Annotated in this window: 20 protein-coding genes; 10 read left to right on the top strand and 10 right to left on the bottom strand. The window is 73.0% G+C overall.

Translation table 11 applies throughout. The features are described 5' to 3' along the window. Positions 1-50 precede the first annotated feature (50 nt). Together BN6_RS23595 and mdlC are read right to left on the bottom strand one after the other, a co-directional pair. Positions 51-2,447: a LuxR C-terminal-related transcriptional regulator gene (locus BN6_RS23595; RefSeq protein ID WP_041313747.1), complete on the bottom strand. Its 2,397-nt coding sequence runs from the start codon at positions 2,445-2,447 to the stop codon at positions 51-53. A 240-nt stretch (positions 2,448-2,687) separates the two neighbouring features. Beyond that, positions 2,688-4,304 carry a benzoylformate decarboxylase gene (gene mdlC, locus BN6_RS23590; protein WP_015102262.1) on the bottom strand — a complete coding sequence of 539 codons (1,617 nt, stop codon included), beginning with the start codon at positions 4,302-4,304 and terminating at the stop codon, positions 2,688-2,690. A 577-nt stretch (positions 4,305-4,881) separates the two neighbouring features. On the opposite strand from mdlC, the gene BN6_RS23585 reads away from it, so the two are divergent. Next, positions 4,882-5,301 (top strand): transposase, encoded by a 420-nt coding sequence (locus BN6_RS23585; RefSeq protein ID WP_158509417.1) that lies wholly within the window; start codon positions 4,882-4,884, stop codon positions 5,299-5,301. A 160-nt stretch (positions 5,302-5,461) separates the two neighbouring features. On the opposite strand, the gene BN6_RS23580 is transcribed toward BN6_RS23585, so the two are convergent. Continuing rightward, positions 5,462-6,328 carry a hypothetical protein gene (locus tag BN6_RS23580; RefSeq protein ID WP_015102260.1) on the bottom strand — a complete coding sequence of 289 codons (867 nt, stop codon included), beginning with the start codon at positions 6,326-6,328 and terminating at the stop codon, positions 5,462-5,464. Positions 6,329-6,637: 309 nt separating this feature from the next. Between BN6_RS23580 and BN6_RS23575 the strand changes: the two genes are divergently transcribed. The 3 genes from BN6_RS23575 to BN6_RS23565 all read left to right on the top strand — a co-directional run bounded on the left by BN6_RS23575 (position 6,638) and on the right by BN6_RS23565 (position 9,223). Next, positions 6,638-7,453, top strand: a complete 816-nt coding sequence (locus BN6_RS23575; RefSeq protein WP_015102259.1) for a DUF6597 domain-containing transcriptional factor — start codon at positions 6,638-6,640, stop codon at positions 7,451-7,453. A gap of 97 nt (positions 7,454-7,550) precedes the next feature. Next, complete coding sequence (locus BN6_RS23570) at positions 7,551-7,901, top strand: VOC family protein (RefSeq protein ID WP_231904733.1); 351 nt, start codon at positions 7,551-7,553, stop codon at positions 7,899-7,901. A gap of 302 nt (positions 7,902-8,203) precedes the next feature. Beyond that, positions 8,204-9,223, top strand: a complete 1,020-nt coding sequence (locus tag BN6_RS23565) for a helix-turn-helix transcriptional regulator (protein WP_041313744.1) — start codon at positions 8,204-8,206, stop codon at positions 9,221-9,223. Positions 9,224-9,278: 55 nt separating this feature from the next. Here BN6_RS23565 and BN6_RS23560 read toward each other — a convergent pair whose 3' ends face one another. Then, positions 9,279-10,562: a M14 family zinc carboxypeptidase gene (locus BN6_RS23560; protein ID WP_015102256.1), complete on the bottom strand. Its 1,284-nt coding sequence runs from the start codon at positions 10,560-10,562 to the stop codon at positions 9,279-9,281. A gap of 403 nt (positions 10,563-10,965) precedes the next feature. Between BN6_RS23560 and BN6_RS23555 the strand changes: the two genes are divergently transcribed. Next, positions 10,966-11,376: a hypothetical protein gene (locus tag BN6_RS23555; RefSeq protein ID WP_148302980.1), complete on the top strand. Its 411-nt coding sequence runs from the start codon at positions 10,966-10,968 to the stop codon at positions 11,374-11,376. A 58-nt stretch (positions 11,377-11,434) separates the two neighbouring features. Here the strand turns inward: BN6_RS23555 and BN6_RS23550 are convergent, their stop codons facing one another. After that, positions 11,435-12,205 (bottom strand): DUF3152 domain-containing protein, encoded by a 771-nt coding sequence (locus tag BN6_RS23550; RefSeq protein ID WP_015102254.1) that lies wholly within the window; start codon positions 12,203-12,205, stop codon positions 11,435-11,437. Next, the gene (locus BN6_RS23545; RefSeq protein WP_015102253.1) at positions 12,202-13,779 is read right to left on the bottom strand and encodes a putative glycoside hydrolase; all 1,578 of its coding nucleotides are present in this window, start codon (positions 13,777-13,779) and stop codon (positions 12,202-12,204) included. Before BN6_RS23545 ends, BN6_RS23550 begins: the two co-directional genes overlap by 4 nt. Before the next feature lie 84 nt (positions 13,780-13,863). Here BN6_RS23545 and BN6_RS23540 point away from each other — a divergent pair, with 84 nt between their 5' ends. Continuing rightward, positions 13,864-15,006: a polysaccharide deacetylase family protein gene (locus BN6_RS23540; RefSeq protein WP_015102252.1), complete on the top strand. Its 1,143-nt coding sequence runs from the start codon at positions 13,864-13,866 to the stop codon at positions 15,004-15,006. 6 nt (positions 15,007-15,012) lie between these two features. Here the strand turns inward: BN6_RS23540 and BN6_RS23535 are convergent, their stop codons facing one another. Beyond that, positions 15,013-15,744, bottom strand: coding sequence for a MarR family transcriptional regulator (locus BN6_RS23535; RefSeq protein WP_041313741.1), 732 nt, complete (start codon positions 15,742-15,744; stop codon positions 15,013-15,015). 224 nt (positions 15,745-15,968) lie between these two features. On the opposite strand from BN6_RS23535, the gene BN6_RS23530 reads away from it, so the two are divergent. From BN6_RS23530 to BN6_RS49035, 4 genes are all read left to right on the top strand, one after another. Continuing rightward, entirely contained in the window at positions 15,969-16,634 is a 666-nt protein-coding gene (locus tag BN6_RS23530; protein WP_015102250.1) for a DUF4097 family beta strand repeat-containing protein, read from the top strand. Positions 16,635-16,731: 97 nt separating this feature from the next. Beyond that, positions 16,732-17,262, top strand: coding sequence for a hypothetical protein (locus BN6_RS49045; RefSeq protein WP_015102249.1), 531 nt, complete (start codon positions 16,732-16,734; stop codon positions 17,260-17,262). Further along, entirely contained in the window at positions 17,220-17,495 is a 276-nt protein-coding gene (locus BN6_RS49040) for a hypothetical protein (RefSeq protein WP_051075704.1), read from the top strand. Before BN6_RS49045 ends, BN6_RS49040 begins: the two co-directional genes overlap by 43 nt. Before the next feature lie 42 nt (positions 17,496-17,537). Beyond that, complete coding sequence (locus BN6_RS49035) at positions 17,538-17,855, top strand: hypothetical protein (RefSeq protein WP_015102248.1); 318 nt, start codon at positions 17,538-17,540, stop codon at positions 17,853-17,855. A 150-nt stretch (positions 17,856-18,005) separates the two neighbouring features. On the opposite strand, the gene BN6_RS23520 is transcribed toward BN6_RS49035, so the two are convergent. From BN6_RS23520 to BN6_RS23515, 3 genes are all read right to left on the bottom strand, one after another. Further along, positions 18,006-18,677: a DNA alkylation repair protein gene (locus tag BN6_RS23520; RefSeq protein ID WP_015102247.1), complete on the bottom strand. Its 672-nt coding sequence runs from the start codon at positions 18,675-18,677 to the stop codon at positions 18,006-18,008. A gap of 452 nt (positions 18,678-19,129) precedes the next feature. Next, on the bottom strand, positions 19,130-19,267 hold the full coding sequence (locus tag BN6_RS46845) for a hypothetical protein (protein WP_015102246.1): 138 nt from the start codon (positions 19,265-19,267) through the stop codon (positions 19,130-19,132). Positions 19,268-19,354: 87 nt separating this feature from the next. Continuing rightward, complete coding sequence (locus BN6_RS23515) at positions 19,355-20,116, bottom strand: maleylpyruvate isomerase family mycothiol-dependent enzyme (RefSeq protein WP_015102245.1); 762 nt, start codon at positions 20,114-20,116, stop codon at positions 19,355-19,357. Between the last annotated feature and the right edge of the window lie 11 nt (positions 20,117-20,127).

The following is a 20,127-nucleotide window of genomic DNA, read 5'->3' as shown; positions in this document are numbered from 1 at the left end:
CTCTTCCCCGGCCGGACCTGCCACAGTGGACAGTGCGGTGCGACGGGTCGCTAGTTCTCCCGCTGCGCCAACCGGATCCGGAGTTGGGCGACCAGGTCGGCGCGGTTGCCCGCGCCCAGCCGGCGGCGGATGCGGGCGATGTGGTGCTCGACGGTCTTGGCCGAGATGAACAGCCGCTCGCCGATCTGCTTGTGGGTCAGGCCGGCCACCACGAGTTCGGCGACCTCGACCTCCCGGTCGCTCAAGGCCGGACCGCCCGGACCGGTCCGGGCCTGGGCGGACTGCTCGGCCGGTGGGTCGGTGTCGTGCTCGCGCAGGGAACGCGCGCAGGTCAGCAGGGCGCTCATCGACCGCCGGTCCGGGGTCCGGATCGCGGCTTGGCCGGCCAGCCGGGCGGCGTCCCACACCAGCCCGGCCTCGCGCAACGCCAGCGCGGCGTGCCGCACCGCCCGCACCTCGACGTCCCCGCCCAGGACGCGCAGCCAGCAGCGGGTCGCCTCGGCGAAGGCGCCGGCCGGTGTCCCGGCGAGCACCATCCCGTCGACGATCGTGGCGTGGTGCAACGCCTTGGCCGGTGATTCGGCCGCGATGGCGGCCTGCACGGCGTACCAGTGCAGCGGCGCCGCCCACAGCGGCGGCGAGCCCAGGCGCTCCAGCAGCGCCTCGGCCTCGGACATGTGCGGCTCGACCCACCGGTCCTTGTCCAGCCGCGCGGCGGCGACGGCGATCTCACCGACCGGCTGGAGCACGTACAGGTCGACCGGGTGCCGCATGACCGCGTCCCGCGCCCGTGGCCAGGCGTTCTCCAGGTCGGCGTTCTCGCCGAGCCGACGGGCGATGCCGACCTCGATCGCGGCGGCGAACAACTCGTCACGCGGGTCGGCCACGCGGTGGCCCCCGGTGGCGGCCTTCAGCCCGTCCGCCGCGCCCGCGAAATCACCGGCGGCCAGCGCCACCCACGCCCGCAACAGCCGGTGGCGGACCAGGTCCGCGCACCCACGGCCGGTGATCGCGCGGTCGAGCACCGTCGTCGCGACCTCCGGTTCGCCGAGGTGCATGGCGACCAGGGCGGCCAGCGCCGCCGGCGTGTCCGGCAGCAGCCCGCCGTGCCCGTTCGGCTCGACCAGCGCGTCCGCGCGCAACAGGTGCGACAGGGCGGCCACGGGCGACCCGATGACGGAGTCGAGCACGCCCTGCGCCGTGAGCGACCGGATGGTGCCGCTGATCGTGGGCCGCGGGTCGGCTCCGGCCACCAGCCGGGTCGCCTCGGCCAGCCGGCCCACCCCGATCAGCGGCAGCACGGCGCTGACCGACGGTTCCGCCCACTGGTAGAGCGACGCGCTCTGCGCGAGCATCCCCTTGTGCGCCAAGGCGGTCGCGGCGACGGTGGCGGCCAGCGCCCGCGCCTGCCCGTCCGGGCGTTCGAGCACCTCTTCGGCGAGCCGCAGCGCCGTGTCCAAATCGCCGGACAACGCCGCGGCTTCCGCCCGGCGAGCGCCCAGCCGGGCCGGAGCCGCCCCGGCGGTCACCGCGGCGGTGTAGTACTCGCCGGCCCCTCTGGGGTCGCTGAGCAGCAGTTCGTCCGCGGCGGCCTCCAGGACGCCGGCCGCCCGTGAGCCGCGGGTCCCCGCGTCCACCAGCAGCGGCGCGGTGGCCACAGCGGACTCGCCGCGGTCCAGGAGCACCAGCGCGACCCTGGTCCGCAAGTCCCTCAGCCGCGTTTCCGGGACTTGGCGCAGGATCGCCTCGCCGACCAGCCCGACCACCGCGCCCGAGGCCGTGAGCAGGCCCGTCGACCAGGTGCCTGCCGTCGCGGCCTCGACCTGCGAGGACTCCATCCGCAGCACGGGCGCGAGCGCGTCCACCTCGATCGGGCAGCCGAGCGCGGCCACCAGCAGCACGTCCCGCACGGCCGCCGGGGCCCGTTCGAACTCGTGCACGGCCCGGTCGGCGGCGTGGCCGGCCACCGGACGCCCCGCCAGCGCGGCCTCGGCCACCGGCACGACCAGCGCCGGCATGCCCCCGGTCTGCGCCCACACGCGGTCCACCAGCTCGTCGGCCGGCTCGGCGTCCAGCAGGGCGGCGATCCGCCGCGCCACGGCGGCGCGGTCCAGCGGTTCCAGGCGCACGGGCGGCTGCGTCCAGGGCAACGCCCGCGCGGCGTCGATGCCCGACCAGGGCCGGTGGGCGACGACCAACCGCGTGCCGTCGTCGTCGGCGAGGCGGACCAGCCGGTCCCACTCGCAGTCCGGCAGCTCGTGCGCGTCGTCCACCAGCACGACCGCCCGCCCTCCCGACCCGGTGGTCTCGAAGAGCCCGGACAGCACGGCGAGCGCGGCGGTCTTGCCGAAGCCCCCGGGCCCGGACACGGCCACGACGCGCTCGGCGTCCGGGTCCGCCGCCACCTCGTCGAACAGCCGCTCGGCGGCGGCGCAGCCGGTGAACACGTCTCGGGTGGTGCCTGGAAGCGAGGTCGAACCGGCTGTGCCCATTGTTCTCCCCAACCCGGTGCGAGGGTCAAGCACTCTGCCTATCGGGTTTTCGGGCCGCAGCGTTATTGCTCGGCCGAAATAATCGGAGATCGACACGGCGGGTCACAGCTCATTCACTGCGTGATTCGACAATCGCCGCAGAGCTATTGTGGAACCGACGAATCTGTCTACGCATGTAGGCGGAAATGGGGTTGGCTACTGGTCGGCGGCCGGTGCCACGGGGACTTCGATCAGGGTCGGCGCGTCGGCTCCCGGGGCGGTCGCGGCGGCCACCAGGTCGGCCAGGTCGGTCGGGTCGGTCGCGAGGTGGCTGCGCAGGCCGTAGCCGCCCGCGATGGCCCGGATGTCGATGCCGTGCAGGTCGAGGCCCGGGACCTTGTCCACACCGGTGGTGTCGGCCACCGATTTCAGGATTCCGTACTCCTTGTTGGTGACCACGACGACGGTAACGGGGACGGCGTATTCCGCGGCCGTCCACAGGGCGGTGATCGAGTAGTGCATGGACCCGTCGCCGATCACCGCCACGACCGGGCGGGTGGGCGCGCCGAGTCGCGCGCCGACAGCGGCCGGAAGGCCGAACCCGAGGCCGCCGCCGGCGGTGAACCAGTAGGAATTGGGTTGGGAAATGCGGATGTGGTCGTGGAACGCCGCCAGGTTCGAGAGCGATTCGTTGATCCACAACGTGTCCGGTGGCGCGGTCCGGGCCAGCGTGGCGAACAGGGTGTCCACCGACATCGGGGACGCGCTCGGCGGCGTCGGCGGGAGCGGTCGGGGGGTCGGGAGGGTGCGTGGCCGGGTCGGCGGCCCGGTTCGGGCCGCCGCGCGCAGCGCCCGCAGCGAGTGGCGGAGGTCGGCCACGATCGCGCGTCCGACCGGCGCACGGGCCGCGTGGTCCAGGTCGGCGGTCAGCAGCACGACCTCGCAGTCGGGCGGCAGGTAGGGGCCGGGGAGGTCGTGGTAGTACCGGAACACCGGCCCGCCGGCGACCAGGACCAGGTCGTGCCCGGCGAGCGCTTCCGCCACCGGCCCGATCGCCGGGGGCAGGAAGCCGCGGAAGTGGGGGTGGTCCTCGGGGAACCCGCAGCGGCCTTCGAACGGGGTGGCCCACACCGGCAGCCCGTACTGGTCCGCGACCTCCACCGCGTCCGCCCACGCCCCACCCAGGTCCACCCCCGCGCCGGTGATCATGACCGGGTTGCGCGCCGCCGCCAGTTTCGTCGCCAGGGAACGGATCGCGTGCTCGTCGGTGCCGGCGGCGGTGATCACGGTCCGGCGGGCCAGGGCCTGCGCGTCGTCGGCCTCCTGCGCGGTCAGGTCCGCGTCGAGGTCGTCGAGGGGGAGCGAGACGAACACCGGCCCCCGGGGTTCGGCTCGGGCGAGGTGCAGCGCGCGCATGAGTGCCAGCGGGACGTCCTGGGCCCTGGGCGGCTCGAACGCCCACTTCACGGCGGGACGGGGCAGGACCGTGGGGTCGGTGTTGGTGAGCAGGGCCCCCACGGTCATCATCGCGCGGACCTGCTGCCCGGCGATGACCAGCAGCGGCGTGCGGTTGGCGCGGGCGTTGAGCAGCGCGCCCATCGCGTTGCCGACCCCGGCGGCGGTGTGCAGGTTGACCACCGCCGTGCGGCCGGTCGCCTGCGCGTAGCCGTCGGCCAGGCCGACGACGGCGGACTCCTCCAGCCCGAGCACGTAGCGGAAGTCGTCCGGGTAGTCCCGGAGCATGGTCAACTCGGTCGACCCCGGATTCCCGAAGATCGTGTCCATCCCCTGTGAGCGGAACAGGTCGAACACGACCTCGCGAACAGCGACCATGCTGTGCCTCCAACGGTGGGCAACGATCGGCGCGTCGCTTGCGCCCACAGGCTTGCCCCTCGTCGGCGCCCGCACGCCGAAGCCCATCACGAATACCTGAGAAGACGACGACCCCGAAAGACACCGACCCGAACGCCGCAACCGACTACTGCCCGCAATCGTGTCCAGGGCACGCCTTGTGCCCATAAGGTGCACAGACAGCGCACGTACGGCGTCAACCCGTGTCGAGGCGCGTGTGCGCTGGCGGACCCGTTCGTACGGGGGCCGGTCGTGCTGGGTCCGGTCCGACGGTCGGTGGAGCGCGGACGCGAGCGGTCGAGCGTGCGTCCTCGGCCCGTCTGGAGCGTTGACGTCGGCGTCGTCGGGTGTTCCGTCGTGCCGTAGTACGCCTTGTGCGGTGGCCGGCCCCGATCTGCGCTTTGTTCATGACCGGTGCTCGGATGCGTGGGGCGAAAAATAGGCGCGGCGGAATTCTCCTCAGCCGTTGGACCAGTCGAGTCGACCACTGGGCGACGCGTGGCCGATGTCGCGTGGAATACGACATCTCATGTCGTTGTCCGACATGACAATCCAGGCCGTGTCGGAAGATCTTGTCGAGCGGCTGGTGCCGTACCGCCTGTGGCAGCTGATCAGCCCGGAGCTGCCCGAGTGGAAGCGGCGGCGGCAAGGGGGCGGCACCGAGCCCAGGGACGATCGGACCTCGCTCGCGGCGGTGGTCTTCGTGCTGGTCTCGGGCTGCCCGTGGCGGGAGCTGCCGCCCGTGTTCGGGGTCTCGCGGGCCACCGCGCACCGCAGGTTCGCCGCGTGGACGGCGGCCGGCGTGTGGGAGGCGTTGGGCGCGATCACGGCGTCGGAGGACGGCTGGGACCGGGAACTCGCCTGGCTGGACAAGGTGTGTCGGGCCGCTCTGCTCCGGACCGGGACCGGCGTGCGCGGCGGTGGTGGGGACGCGGCAGTTCGGCGCGACCGGTCACGGCCATCCGGGACCACCACGTGAGACAGCGCCGGTGATGATCACATTCGGCCTGTCGGGTCATCCGCGTCGACGGTCCCGACCGAGAGTAGATCGACGGAGTCAGGGAGGGCGCTCGTGGGCGGCGACAAGACCGACGACGACTGAACACCCCGGCAACGCCCGGCGTCGGGTCGGGCGTTGCCTACTTCAGGTCCAGGCGGACGCCGAAGCGGTGGCGGGCCGGGATGTCGTAGGCGGTCAGGGTGACCTGGACGCGGCCCGAGTCGTTCGGTTTCACGGTCAGGTCGTAGCCGCGGTCGCCGTCGGCGAAGCCGATGGGCTCGGCGTAGGTGTCCTCGCCCTCGGGCAGGACGATCACGTACCGGGCCTCGTCGGCGGGGCGGGCGAAGCGCAGGAAGTAGTCGTCCGGTTCGCGCTCGCGGACCAGGGGCGCGCACATGCCGGGCCACTCCAGGTCGATCACGAGCCGCAGCTCGTCCCCAACCTTCACCGGCGACGCGAGGTGCGCGATCACCTCCAGCCTGCCGTCGGCCAGCCAGGTTTCCGTGGTGTCGCAACGAGGACCCCGGGCCGCCCCGCCGACCAGCGTGCGGACCCGGCAGACCACCCTGGTCCGCTGCCGCTCGGGTTGGTCCCAGGCCGGGCCGATCCGGAAGCGGAAGAAGTGCGCCTGGTCGGCCTCGACCCGGGCCCGGACGGCGATCGTCTCCACCGCGTCGCCCCGGCTGTCGATCACGGTCACGTCGTCCCAGCTCAGGTAGTGCAGCGGCGCGCCGATCGCGTGGTGGACCAGGTCGCAGTACCGCGCCGTCAGCCGCCGGTCCCGCAGGCGGTCGGCTTCGCCGCGCCGGCGGTTGGCGACCAGCGCCGCGAAGGTGGCGAGCACGCCGAGGACCGCGACGACCACGGCCGCGGTCTTGGCCGCCGGGCCGCCGAACACGGCGCTGAGCACCGCGCCGAAGGACAGCACGGCGAGCGCCGCCTCGATCAACCCGATCAGGCCGACGCGCAGCACGTGCCCCTCGAACCACCGCACCAAGCCGCGCATGTGACGCCCCTCCCCGCACCCGCGGCACCGCGCGGGGTCGCCACGCGGTGTTCGGGGTCGTCGCAGATCGTCCATTGACCGGGCGCGGGGCGTCCATTCACGTGTTGCATGAGCCTTATGCGATTCCGTCGAATGACGGAATCGCCCGGCACGAATTGTGCGGAATCGGGGAACCGGCCCGACCGGAACGACCCGGCCGCCGAGTCGCCACCGCAGGCCGCCGAGCCACCGGCGGAGCAGGACCGCACACCCGCGTGACCGTGCTTCCGACACGACCCCTCGGCCTCGCGGAGGTATCGTGCGGACACGATGTTCAGGTCAGTGGCACCCGGCGGGCTGGTGGGCGAGTTCGTGGCCTTGCTCTGGCTGCACGAGTCCGCGGGCCCCGGTCGGGGAGTGGAACTGCGGCTGCCGACCGGCGCGGTCGAACTCGTGGTCAACCTCGCCGCGGAGTGCTTCTGGATGCCCGACGGTTCCGGCACCTGTCGACGTCTGCCCGGTGCGCTGGTGGCCGGGCCCTACCGGCACGCCTACCTGCTCGACGGCACGCGGCCCTCGCACGTCGTCGGCGTGGTCTTCCGACCCGGACGGGCCCGAGCCCTGGTCGACGTGCCGCTGTCCGAACTGTCCAACCGGCACGTGGCCCTGGAGGACCTGTGGGGCGCGAGCGCGGCGCGGGTGCGTGAGCGGCTGCTCGCCGCACCTGACGCGACCCGCACCCTCCGAGTGCTCGAAACCGTGCTGGGCGAGCGGTTGGCGGGCGCGAACCTGGCTCCCCATCCGGCGGTCGACGCGGCGACCAGGTGGCTCTCCCGGTTCCCGGGGCACCCCGGCGTCGGTGACCTCGGCGACCGGCTGGGGTTGACCTCCCGGCGCGTGCAGCAGGTGTTCCGCACCGAGATCGGGCTCAGCCCCAAGGGCTACCAGCGCCTGCAACGGTTCCGCTCGGTGCTGGCCGCCATCGACGAGGTCGGTCGGCTGGGGTGGTCGGCCTTCGCGGTGCGGCGCGGCTACTACGACCAGGCGCACCTGGTCCGCGAGTTCCGCGCCCACAGCGGCCTTTCGCCGACCGCCTACCTGCGCGGTCGGGGCGGCGGGATCAACCACGTGCCTCTCGTGCGGTAGGCGCGTTTCGCATTCGTCCAATACGCCGGGCGGGCCGGCGCGGCAGGCTGGCGGCCCAGGACCCACAGCACGACCACAGGAGGCCGGCGCTTTGTCCGTGACGAGGATCGTGGCGTACGCCCGGGGGACCGACCTGCCCGCCTCGCAGGCGTTCTACACCGAGGTGCTCGGCCTGGAGGTCGCGATGAGCGACCACGTGCTGGGGCTCGTGTCGCCGGCCAACCCGTCGGCGCAGGTGATCATCCCTCCACCCGGCACGGAGGACCCGGAGCCGAGCTTCGGCCTCGACCTCGGCGACCCGGCGGCCGTCGACGCCGCGCACACCGCCGCGCTCGAACGAGGTCTGCGCGTGGTCTACCCGATCAGGGACGAGCCGTGGGGCGTGCGCCGGTTCTTCGTCGAGGACCCGGGCGGCACGATCATCAACGTCCTCGCCCACCTCTCATGACCGCCGACCGGTTCTAGACCTGGCCCACGGTGCTCAAGTCACCAGCGCGGCCGTGGGCCCACCGACCTGCCACCGCCGGGCGTGCCATCGCGACGCGCCGATCGTCCCGTTCGGTCGGTGGATGCCGCCGAGTACCGTCGTGAGCCTGCGCCGCTGAGGTCGGTGCGAGTCCGGCGTGGTCGGACTGCTCGCCGACGTGCTGTTCTTCGGCCCGCGCGCCTTCGTCCCGGCCCGCCCCCTGCTCAACCGCGCCGGGCGTTATGGCGTTGCGGGGTGTGGTGGGTGGGGCCACACTCGGTCGCATGGACCGTTCGGGGGAGCGGTTGCTGCGTGAGTTGCCCGCGGCGACCGGGCAGGGTGCCGGGTGGGAGGAGCTGGGCGCGGAGGTTTCGCGGGTGGTGGCCTCCGTGGTGCCGCACGACGGGTTGCGGATGGCCGGGGTCGGGCCGGCGGCCGGGGCGGGGCCCGCGTCGTTCAGCTTCTGGCACGGGTACGAGGCGGGTTTCGGGCAGGCGCTGTTGAGCGGCTGCTACGCCGGGGACGACCCGTTCGGGTGGGAGGACTCCGCCCGGCGGCCCGTCGTGGTGGCGGGGGAGGGCGGCCGGGACGATGTGGTGCGGCGGTTGTTCGCGGCGCACGGCGTCGGTGGCGAGCTGCGGGTGTTGCTGCGCGACGGGCGCGGGGTGTGGGGGACGCTCGGGCTGATCCGGGCCCGGGGTGCCCGGCCGTTCGGCGAGCGGGACCTGGCCGACGCGGCACGGCTCGCGCCGGCGTTGGCGGCGTTCCTGCGCCGGCACGTCACCGCGGGGCCGCCGGCCGTCGCGGCGCCGAGCCCGCCGCCGGGCGTGCTCGTGCTCGGCCCGGACCACGGGATCCGCGCGGTCACCCCCGCCGCGCTCGCCTGGCGCAGCGACCTGGAGGCCCGGCTGCGCGCGCCGGAGTGGACCGGCCGGACCTTCTTCGCGGGCCTGTCCGCCCTGGCCCGCACCCGGTCCGAGCCGGTGCTGGTGCTGGGGCCGGCGGCGAGCTACGGCCGGTGGATCGCCTGCCAGGCCGAGCGCCTGCAGGACGGCTCCGGTGACGTGGCCGTCGTCATCCAGGCGGCGACCGCCGCGCAGCTGCTGCCGTCGTTCTGCTCCTGGTACGGCATGACGGCCCGCGAGCGCCAAGTCGTGGAACACCTCCACTCGGGTGCGGCCCCGAAGAACATCGCCCGCCGCCTCGACCTGTCCGTGCACACCGTCAACGACCACCTGAAGTCCGTCTTCCGCAAGACCGGCGCGCAAGGCCGTGACCACCTCATCGCCGCGATGAACGGCTGAGGTCGGCCGCGGCCGTGACCGGAAACCGGTCACGGCCGCGGGGTCGAGCGGGGGATCACCCCGCGTAGGGCGCCTTCGCGGCCTTGGCCGCGGTCAGGAACGCTCCCTTGTTCTTCGGCCAGAACAGGCTGTCGACGCACGAGTACTGCGGGAAGAACCCGCCGCAGGTGCCGCTGCCCGAGCCGATCTCGAAGGTGTAGCTGGCGATGCCGAGGTTGCCGTAGGTGAAGTCGTCGGTCGTGCCGGTCGTGTCACCCTCCGCCTTCACCGTGTACCCGTTGTACGCCGCCATCTTCCGGCCCAGCGCCGCGAGGCCCGAGGCGTTCGGGTTCGCGTTCCACGTCCAGCCCCACGGCGGCATGATCAGGTTGCCGTAGCTGTGGACGGTGATCATGACGCCCTTGGTCGTCACCGGTGCGGGCTCGGTGTCGCCGGGGCCGCGCTGGTCGGGGAACAGCTGCTTGAACCACGCCTCGACGGCCTTGGTCTCCGGTTCCGAGGCGGCCGCGGGGCCCTGGTAGGTCTCGCCGCACCGGCTGGTGCCGGCCTTGCCCCACTTGAACGAGGAGTTGCGGTTGAGGTCGACGCCGTAGCTCGGCGCGGAGCACGTGGCACCGGTGTTGTTGGCGTTCTTGCGCTGCATCAGCGGCTGGTTGCCGCCGGACGCGACGATGTCGACGCCGTCGGGGTTGACGATCGGCACCACCCACAGCTCGGTGGTGTCCAGGATGGACGTCACCTCGGCGTCGGTGCCGTACCCCTTGGTGACGTGGTCGATCCACCGCCACGCGAGTTCGCCGGTGGCCAGTTCCCGCGCGTGGAGCTGCGCGATCAACGCGAACCGCGGCTTGGTCGAGTCGGGGTTCAGCGCGCAGTCGCCGGCCTGCTTCTTGGTGATGCAGATGGCCTTGATGTCGTGCCCGCCCTGGCCGCGCGTCTTGCGCCAGCTGTCACCGATGTCGTGGACCTGGGTCAGCGCCGGGTACGCCGCCGCCACGTCGGTCAGGTGCTTGTGGTGCTCGGCCACCGTCCGGTAGCCGCCGTAGTACGTCTGCACGCCGACGTCCCCGGTGCGGCCGGGCGGCACCGGCTTGTACACCGTGTCGAACTTCTTCGGCTGGTAGCCGAGCGCGACCAGCCGGTCGGCCACCCGGCGGTCGCCGACCACTTGGACGGCACCGCCGTCGCCGTGCTCGACGTCGAAGCCGGCCTCTTCGAGCACGTGCTCACTGGCTCCCGGGACCTGCCAGAAATACGGAGTGGTGTCCCGTTGAGCGACTGCGGAGTTGGTCCCGAGCAGCAACAGCGCCGCCGAGACAAGACCTACCCATACCTTCATCGTCAGACCTCCAGACGAGCCCGGCGGCCGAGGCAGGGTGCAGGGAAGGCCGCCGCGCCGAACGCGAGTATGGAGCACCGTGCACGTGATCAGCACCTACGAACGGTGGTCAACTGTATCCGGAACGTCATCACTCGCGCCCGCTGTGTCAACGCAGATTGACGGTGGGTTTGGTGTGTCGCCGTCGGCGACGTAGGTCTACGTCAGCGCCGTGCGCCGCAAGATCGACGCGCCGTTCGGCCGGCGCGGCATCGCCACGGTCCGGGGGCATCGGCTACCGGCTCCTTTTCGGATGGGAAGGGTCGATTGCGCGCTGTCGTTGTCGGGCGGGTGACTCACCCGATCCGGGAGTTTGCCGATCGGGTGAGGTCGGGAGCGGTGCCGGTGCTCTTACATTGGGGACGTGACCAGCGTTTCAACCGGGACCCCACAGGTGTGGCTGCCCACCTTCGACCGCGGTCTGGTGCGCGCCGACCTCCTGCTGCGGATCGGCGCGGCCCTGCTGCTCACGCCGGACCCGCCCCGGCCGTTCGGGGTCGTCGTCCAGCTGCACGGCGACGCGGACGGGCAGCGCGGCCGCAGCCACGAGTACGTCATCACCCACGCCGACACCCTCGAACAGGCCCAACTGGTGCTGCTGGAGATCCTCGCCGAGATCGACCGGGCGCTGACCGCCGGGCGGTCCGGGGTGATCGAGTTCGACACCGACGGCCACCCGGTGCTGATCAACCTCCAGCACCCGGCCGGGCCACCGCTCACCCCGGCCCCGCCGGCACCGGACCCCCGGGTGCCGCTGGACCCCCTGCTCGACTGACGCGGCAGGCCCGGTCAGCCCGTCAGCCCGGTCAGCCCGGTCGGCCCCGCCAGCCCGGTCAGCCGGTCGGCCACGGGTTCGCGGTGCACGCCTTGCCGTCGGCGGTGATCGTCACGCCCTGGTCCACGCCGGAGGTGATCGCGGCCAGCTCGTCGTTGGCGGTGCTCAACGTCTGCTGCATCATCACCGGCGCGGGCCCGCCGTCCGCCGGGCACGGTTCGTGCCCGCGGCCGAGGAAGTGGCCCACCTCGTGGTTGACCACGTACAGCCGGTACGAGCGCAGCTCGCCCCGGTAGGTGTGCGCGCCGCGGAACCACCGCGCGGCGCTGACGTGGACCTCCGAGCCGATCCGGCACGAGACGTCGTACGGCAGCTCGAAGCCGCACAACCGCCGGGCCGTCTCCTGCGAGGTGAGCCGGACGCGCAGGTCGGGCTCGGTGCCGCCGTCGACGCGGTGGAACACCTCGCCCGTGCGCGCCCACCCGCGCGGGTGGGCGAGGGCGTAGTCCACCACGGCCGCGAAGTTGTCCTCGTCGCGTGGCGGCACGGTCCCGTCCTCCACCTCGACCGAGTACGCGGTGCCCGCGCTGCCGAACGTGCCGGGCACGACGTGCCACGTTCCCGCGCCGCGCTGCGGGAACGGCAGGCCCTCCGGCAGGTCGGCGACGTGCCCGGTCGGCGCGGGCGGTGCCGGCTCGGACACCGCCGGCACGCCGGACACCGGCCACCGCACCGCCGCCGGCCGCGGTGCGGTGCCGAACTCCAGCACCAGCACCGCGGTCGTCGCGAGGCACAACCCGGTCACGTAGACGACGGGCACCGCTCTCATGCGGGCTCCAGCCCCGAATCCCCGTACGCGCACGCCGCGTTCCACAGCAGGAACGACGGCGCGCCCGCGTCCCGGGTCGCCGCGACCTGGGCCTGGATCTCGCCCGGACCGTAGTGGTGGCCCAGCGAGAACGCCTGGAGCCACGGGATGACGACCGCGCCGCTGCCCCGGGTCAGCTCCACGAAGTTCGCGACCGACGGGCGCACGATGTCGTACGGCTGGGCGTTGGGGTTGCCCACCCCGTACTCGCCGGGACCCCAGTGCGACGGGTAGACCATCGGGGCGACGTAGTCGACGTGCGGCGACATGCCCGGGATGTCCTGCGCCACGTCACCGGGGCTGTGCGCGGCGATGCCGAACACCGACGCGCCGAGGTACGCGCCGAGCGGGCGCACCGCCGCGCGGCTGTCCCGCAGGAAGTCCACGATGGACTGCTCCGGGGTGGTGGCCAGGCCGGGGAACGCCATCCGGCCGAGCGGGCCGTCGGGCCGGCGCACGTAGTCGTAGAGGATGTCGTCGAAGCCCAGCTGCGCGGCCTCCTTGGCGATCGCGATGTTGTAGTCGCGCACCTCGGTGTTGGCGAAGTTGGTGAAGGAGTACTCGCCGTAGTGGGCCGACCAGGCCGCGCCGGAGGTGTCCTGGGTGACCCGGTCGCGGGCACCGGACTCCCACGACGCGCGACCCAGCACCGGGTCGCGGAACGCCACCACGCGCCCGACCACCCGCAAACCCATGCCGTGCAGCTGGTCCAGCGCGGCGCGGGCGTCGTAGTAGTTCCGGTTCGCGCCGACCTGCCGGGCCAGCGGGACCTGCGAGTCGTACCCGATCTCGCCGCTCTCGTCCTTGATGTCGAGCTGCACGGTGTCGATCCGGTGCTCGCGGGCCAGCGCCAGCACCGGGTCGCGCAGCTCCGGGGTCGCCCACGCGGTGGCGCTCAGGTGCACCGCGCGCATCCCCGGGTGGGTGACCTTGATGGCGACGTCGTGCTCCACCGTGTTGCCGGCGCGGTCGTCGGCCCGCACCCGCAGCGCGGTCGGCACGGCGTCGAGGGACGCCTCGAACTTCCCGTCGCGCACCGGCACCTCGCGGTCGCCGAGCCGGACCGTGTCCGCGCCGTCGGCGGTGCCGCGCACGGTCAGCGGGCCGCGCGGCGAACTCGCCTCGGCGGGCTCGACCACCACGGCGGGAGGTGTGGCGTCGACGGTGAAGGTCCGTTCGACGGTCTCGTCCGGCATCCACGGCAGCGGGTTGGGCGCGCGGGCGGACAGCGTGTGCGCCCCTTCGGCCAGGTCGAGGCCGGCCAGCCGCAGCCGGCCGCCGGCGCGGTCCACCTCGACCGGTCTCCCGTCCACCTGGACCGAGACCTGGGCGAGGTCGGCGGGGTCGGCCGTGGTGATGGCCACCCGGTCGACGCCGGTGGGCGTGATCGGTGTGCCGTCGGCGAGGTCGGTGACGGCGAGCCCGACATCGCGGCTGTGCACGATCGTGGTGACGGTGCCCGCCACCAACAACAGGACGACGACTGCGACTAGCGGCACCAGGATGCGCTTGGCCCTGGTTGGTCCATGTGACACCGGTAAACTCCTAAGCTCTCCGGGTCCGGCACAGTCAATCAGCGACTAGCCCGCCGCGTCGCCTCCCAAACGCAACATCATTCGATGGTGGGTACTTCGTTCCCCCGGTGTTGCGTTCGCCCCGCAGCCGCCACCATTCGAGGTGTGAACGACGCACCCGCGCCCACCCGTCGGAGTCCGCTCGCCCTCGCGCTCGTCGCGGCCGTCTGCTGCGCGTGCGGCGGCCAGCCGGCCGGCGAGACACCGGAGGCCGCCGTGCAGGCCGCCCCGGCCGCCGAGACCTCCCCCGCCGAGACCTCCCCCGCCGCGCCCTCGTCCGCACCGCCCGCGTCGACGCCGCCGGACCCGGCGTCGATCGGTGCCAACGAACTGGGTCAGGTGCCGGTGCTGATGTACCACCGGCTGACCGCGCAGCCGACGTCGGTCTACGACCGCACGCCGGAGGGGTTCCGGGCCGAGTTGGAGCGGCTGGCCGGCGAGGGCTACGTCCCGGTGACCGCCGTCGAGTACGCCACCGGCCGGATCGACCTCCCGGCGGGACGTCATCCGGTGGTGTTGACCTTCGACGACGGCGACCCCACCCAGTTCGCCCTGGGGCCGGACGGCGGCCCGGCACCCGGCACGGCCGTCGCGATCCTGCTCGACGTCGCCGCCCGCCACCCCGGGTTCCGCCCGGTGGCCAGCCTGTACGTCAACGCGGCACCGTTCGGCACGTCGGACGGCGCGGGCGTGCTGCCCTGGCTGCGCGACCACGACTTCGAGATCGGCAACCACACGCAGCAGCACACGAACCTGTCGGCCGCCGGCGACGAGCAGGTGCAGGAGGCGATCGCGTCGGGCCTGCGCGAGATCCAGGCCGCCGTGCCGGGTTACCCGGTCACCAGCCTCGCCCTGCCGTTCGGTGCCGTGCCCGGGACGGCGTCACTCGCGCTGCGCGGGTCGTCCGGCGGCACGTCCTACGAGCACTCGTGCGTCCTGCTGGTGGGCGCGAACCCGGCACCGTCGCCTTACGCGGACGAGTTCGACCCGCTCAACGTGCCCCGCATCCGTTCCCAGGACGCGTCCGGCGACGAGGCGCGCTACGGCTCGACCACCTGGCTGGACCACCTGGCCGCGAACCCGGCGATTCGCTACACCTCCGACGGCGTGCCCGACCGCGTCTCGTACCCGGCGGCGCAGGGCGTGCGGCCGGCGCAGCGGTTCGCCGACAAGGCCATCGCCTACTGACCGCGGTCAGTCCTGGTCCGGGGGTGTCCCGGGTTTCGTGTAGAGGATCTCGCGGGCCTGTTCGGCGGCACGGGTGATGCTCTCGCCGACGAAGTCCACGAACCGGGCGATGTTCTCCAGCCGGGTGGCGGCCGGGGTGCCGGGACCGAGGATGCCGACGCCCTGCCGCGCGCTCTCGGCCAACTGCGCGTTGGACCGGGCGGCGGCGATCATCGACTGGTACCAGACGTCGTCGTCGACGAGGTAGCGCTCGCGGCGGCGGTCGTCGCGCTCCCGGCGGACCAGGCCCTGGCTCTCCAGGTACGCCATCGACTTGGAGATCGACGCCGGGCTGACCTGAAGCCGTGCGACCAGTTCGGCGGCGGTGAGGCTGCCCGCGTCGGTGGTGTAGAGGCAGGTCAGGACGCGGGCCGGCATCTTGGGCAGGCCCGACTGCATGAGCAGCGTGGTGAACGACTCCTCGTACTCGCGCACGGCCTCGGCGTCGCGCCCGTGGGCGGGTGGGGGTGCCTGCGCGCCTTTCGGCGCGGTCGGCCCCCGGCGGTGGGCGCGGCGTTCGGTGGCGCGGTGGGCCAGGTCGGCGCGGTAGCCGGCCGGGCCGCCGTTGCGCAGCACCTCGCGGGTGACGGTCGAGGTGGGGCGGTCGAGCCCCCTGGCGATCTCGGCGTAGGCGAGGCCGTCGGCCAGGCCCAGCGCGATCTGCCGGCGTTCCTGCTGGGTGAGCCTGCCTCCCGGCACCGTGATCCCCCCTCTGCTCCTGCGGAGCACCAGGATAGCGTTCACCGCCATCTCATTGCAATGAACGACCATGATCTGTTGCATTAGCATCACAACCATTGCAACGAAAGAGTGGCGTTGACGTGCACTGATCCGTATCGGGTGCAACGAACTTGTTGCTTGATATTTGAACGCAACGTAGCGTTTCGACTATCAGAAACAACGGAGCACAGGAGCTGAGCACGATGCGCACCTTCGACACCCCCACCCCGATCTCCACCGTCCTGGACGTCCCCGCCGGGCGCGTGCGGTTCATCGCCGCCGACCGCTCCGACACCGCCGTCGAGGTCCTGCCCGCCGACGCCTCGAAGAGCCGTGACGTGAAGGTCGCCGAGCAGACCGAGGTCGAGTACGCCGACGGCGTGCTGAGGATCCGGTCCTCGGTCAAGAACCAGCTCTTCGGCAGCTCCGGGGCCGTCGAGGTGACGGTCCAGCTGCCCGCCGGCTCCCGGGTCGAGGCCACCGCGCCCGGCGCGGAGCTGCGCGGCGTCGGCCGGCTCGGCGACGTCGTGTTCGAGGGCTCGGCCGGCTCGATCAAGCTGGACGAGGCCGCGAGCGCCCGGCTCACCACCCAGGCCGGTGACGTCTCGATCGGCCGCCTCACCGGTCCGGCCGAGATCAGCACCGCCAAGGGCGACATCCGGATCGACGAGGCCGTGCGCGGCGCGGTCGTCCTGCGCACCCAGGCGGGTGACGTGTCGGTCGGTGCCGCCGCCGGGGTCTCCGCGTCGCTGGACGCCGGCACCTCCCACGGCCGGATCCACAACTCGCTCAAGAACGCCGACGGCGTCGCGGCCCTGACCATCCAGGCGACCACCGCCCACGGCGACATCGCCGCCCGCAGCCTCTGACCAGGCCGCCGAGCGTCCCGCCCGCCCCGGCCAGCTCGTCGTCGGGGACAAGGTCCGCCCGCAGTGGGCCGACGGCGGCGCGCGGTTCCGCTACTCGGTGGCCGACGGCGCCGGCCGGCGGTTCGTGCTGGTCGACCCGGCGGCGGGCACCCGCGAACCGGCCTTCGACCACGGCCGGCTCGCCGCCGCGCCGGCCGACGCCGCCGAACAGCCGGTCGACCCGGACGCCCTCCCGTTCGCGGCCGTCGAACCGGTCGGCGACGCCGTGGAGTTCGTCGCGTTCGGCGAGTACTGGCGGTGCGGCCTGGACGACTACACCTGCGAACGGGCCGAGTTCACGCCGCCGGGCACCCCGCTGGAGGTGCTCTCGCCCGATCGGACGGTCGCGGTGTCCCAGCGCGGGCCCGACCTGTGGGCGCGCTCGCTGTCCGACGGCCGCGAGTGGGCGCTGACCACCGACGGCGGACCCGACCACCAGTACGGCACCGGCCCGGCCGGCACCGGCAACAGCACGTTGTTGCGCAAGATCGGCCTGCCGCACCTGCCGCCCGCGGTGGTCTGGTCGCCGGACTCTGGTCCGGTCGGGTGCTGGTCGAGCTGGAACGCGCCGACGTCACCAGGCTCGTGACCACCGGCTGGACGCCGCCGGAGCGGTTCCGGGTCAAGGCGGCCGACGGCGTGACCGACGTGTACGGCGTGCTGTACCGGCCGCGCGGGTTCGACCCGGCCCGCCGCTACCGGTGGTGGACACCCTCTACCCCGGCCCGCAGGTCGAGCGGGTCGCCCCGAGCTTCGACCCCGGTGGGACGGGCTTGGACGCGGAACCGCTGGCGGAGTTGGGCTTCGTGGTGGCGGCGCTGACCCAGATGGCCCGGACCCGGCCGTGGCTGGACCTCCGACCGGGTGGGCGCGTTCGGCCACTCCGGCGGCGGGTTCGCCGCGGCGCGCGACGCCCGCTGCTTCAACCCGGGCTTCGTGGAGAACTACGACGGCCCGGACAACCCGGCCGCATGGGCCCGCACGTCCAATGTGGACACAGCCGACCGGTTGGCGGGCAGTGACTTCAAGCTGCTCATCGTGCCGGAGGCCGAGCACACGCTGACCGACTGCCTGGCCTACGTCCGCACGCGCTGCTGGGACTTCCTGGTCCGCGAGCTGATGGGCACGCGGCCCCCCGCCTACCGCCCGGCCCCGATCGCCCTCGGCGAGCTGTTCTCCTGACCGCGGCACCGCGCCCCGGTGGCGTGGGCCAGGTGTGAGACGGCGGATCCCACAGGTCGTCGCAACTGGTGAGCCGGCTTCGGCCAGAGGTGTGGCACGTCGCTCGGCCGGGGCTTTCCGGCCGAGCGCTTGGCGTGGTCGCGCGTTGCCTCAGGGATTCTCCTGTCGGCGCACCATTTCGGTGATCCAGACGGGCGCGAACGGGGACGTGCAGTTCGGCGGAGTGGGGTAGTCCTTGAGCACTTCGAGGCGCTCGCCGATGTCCAGCGCGCGGGCGCGGTGCTCGGCGTGGTCGATGCCGATCTGGGCCAGGCAGTGGTTCATCGCCCACTGGAGGCGGTCCGGGGCGTCCTTCATCCCGGCCTCGATGACGTCGAGCAGGCCGGCGAGGTCGAGCCCCTCGGGCTTCTTCGCCACGCGCTCGGTGGTCAGCGCCCAGCCCGCGCTCGCCACCACCGGGTCCGGATCGGCGGACCACGCCACGCGCAGCGCTTCGGCGTGCGGGCTCTTCTTCACGACGTAGTTCACCAGCCAGTCGTGCACCTTGGGGGTGCCGGCCTCGCGCACCATGGCGTCCAGCTCGTCGTGCTCGAACGCCTTCGGGCGGCAGACCAGGGTCGCGAGCAGCCGCGCCGCGGTGTCGCCGGTCGCCCAGAGCAGGTGCGCGAGTTCCTGCTGCGTCTTGAGCCTCTTCGCGACCGCGCGCAGCTTGCCGAGGTTCACCCCGTGGTCGTCACCGTGCTTCTCGTTCACCTCGCGGATCCTCGGGTCCTCCAGCGCGGCCAGTTCGGCCGTCACCTCGGCCACCGTCGTCCCCGTCAACTCGGCCTCCTGTTTCGGCACCCGGAATCCGGTGCGATCGTACAGTCGAGGTGCGCGGCTCGCGGCGTGGGAACGCGTTCGTGGAGGTCGCCGGACGTGGCCGCCCCGTGTGCGCTTCGCGCGTGGAACGGGTGAAGACGTTGTGGAGGCGCGATTTCACCGGCTTGGTCCGGCCTAGCATTCAGTGACCAGCAAGGAATCCGCTGGCTTGTGGCCGTGCAGCTACGAGAAGACGAGCCGTCGACGTGCCGTTCACGTTCGCCCACCCGGCCGCCGTGCTGCCACTGCGACGATTCCTGTTGTCTGGGCGGGTATCGCGTTGGCAGATCCGGTGAGCCAAGTCAGTGCCTTCGACTGGGTGCGCCGGTGCTTGGTCGGCGGCGTGCAGGGCGCCGGACTGGCGCTCACGCTGTACGCGCTCGCCCGTCGGTTCGGCGCTCGGGCGTCGCGGATCAGACCCTGTTGTACTGGAAGAACCAGCCGCCGGTGCTCTGGTAGCAACCCCTGACCGGCGCGGAACCCGCGTTGGTCACCGCCAGGAGGCCCAGGCCCGTTTGGTCCGCGCCCTGCATCGTGAGCTGGGCTCCCACGGACGTCGTCGCCGACGCGGAATCCGCGGACCTCCTTCGCGTTCGGCAGCCGACTCCGCGTCGGTGCCCGCGCGCGGGCAGGCCGAACTAGGCGCTCGGGTCCCAGGCCACGAGCTGGTCGAACACCTGCCGGTCGCCGTCGAGCGTGAGGGCGTCGACGGGGTTGCGGCCGTACAGGGCCAGGACCAGCTCGCCGGCCGTGCCGGTGGCGGAGGCGTCGGCTGGGGCGTCGCCGGTGCCCGGGGTGGTGTGCGCGCCGTCGGCGGAGAGCCGGAGACGCCAGGAGCGGCCTTCGGTGGCGTGGTAGTCGACAACGGCGGGCGCGTGCGGCCAGGCGGACGTCGTCGCGCAGCAGGTGACCAGGAACTCGTCAACGCCGTCGAGCGCCACCTCGACCGGCAGCGGCTGCGGGGTGCCGGCGGTGAGCTGGGCGTCGTAGGTGTGCACCGCGATCTCCTGGAGCTGGTGCCGGGCGACGGCACCGGCGGTCTGCGGCGACTGCGAGTCGCCCCACCACGTCCAGCACCCGCGATCCGGACCGGCCTCGCGCAGCGCGTCGAGCAGCTGCCGCGTCGACGCGGCCAGCCACTCCAGCAGGGCCTCGCGCTCCTCGGGCACGACCGCGTCGTCTGCCACGTCCGGGCGGGTGTCGGCGGGCCCGGCGGCGACGATGCCCGCCCACCGGCGACGCCCCTCGCCCAGGTGCCGCACCAGGTCGGCCAACGTCCACCCGGGGCAGGTCGGCACCTCCGCGTCGAGGCTGGGAGCAGCGGCGACGGCGGCCCGGAACGCGACCGACCGCTCGTCGATCAGCCGCAGGAGAGCAGGGAACTCCAGAGTCTTCGCCACCGCGAATGTCT

Origin of the sequence: Saccharothrix espanaensis DSM 44229 (genome assembly GCF_000328705.1) — a bacterium.
GTDB lineage: Bacteria > Actinomycetota > Actinomycetes > Mycobacteriales > Pseudonocardiaceae > Actinosynnema > Actinosynnema espanaense.
This window is presented reverse-complemented; position numbering and strand designations above follow the sequence as displayed.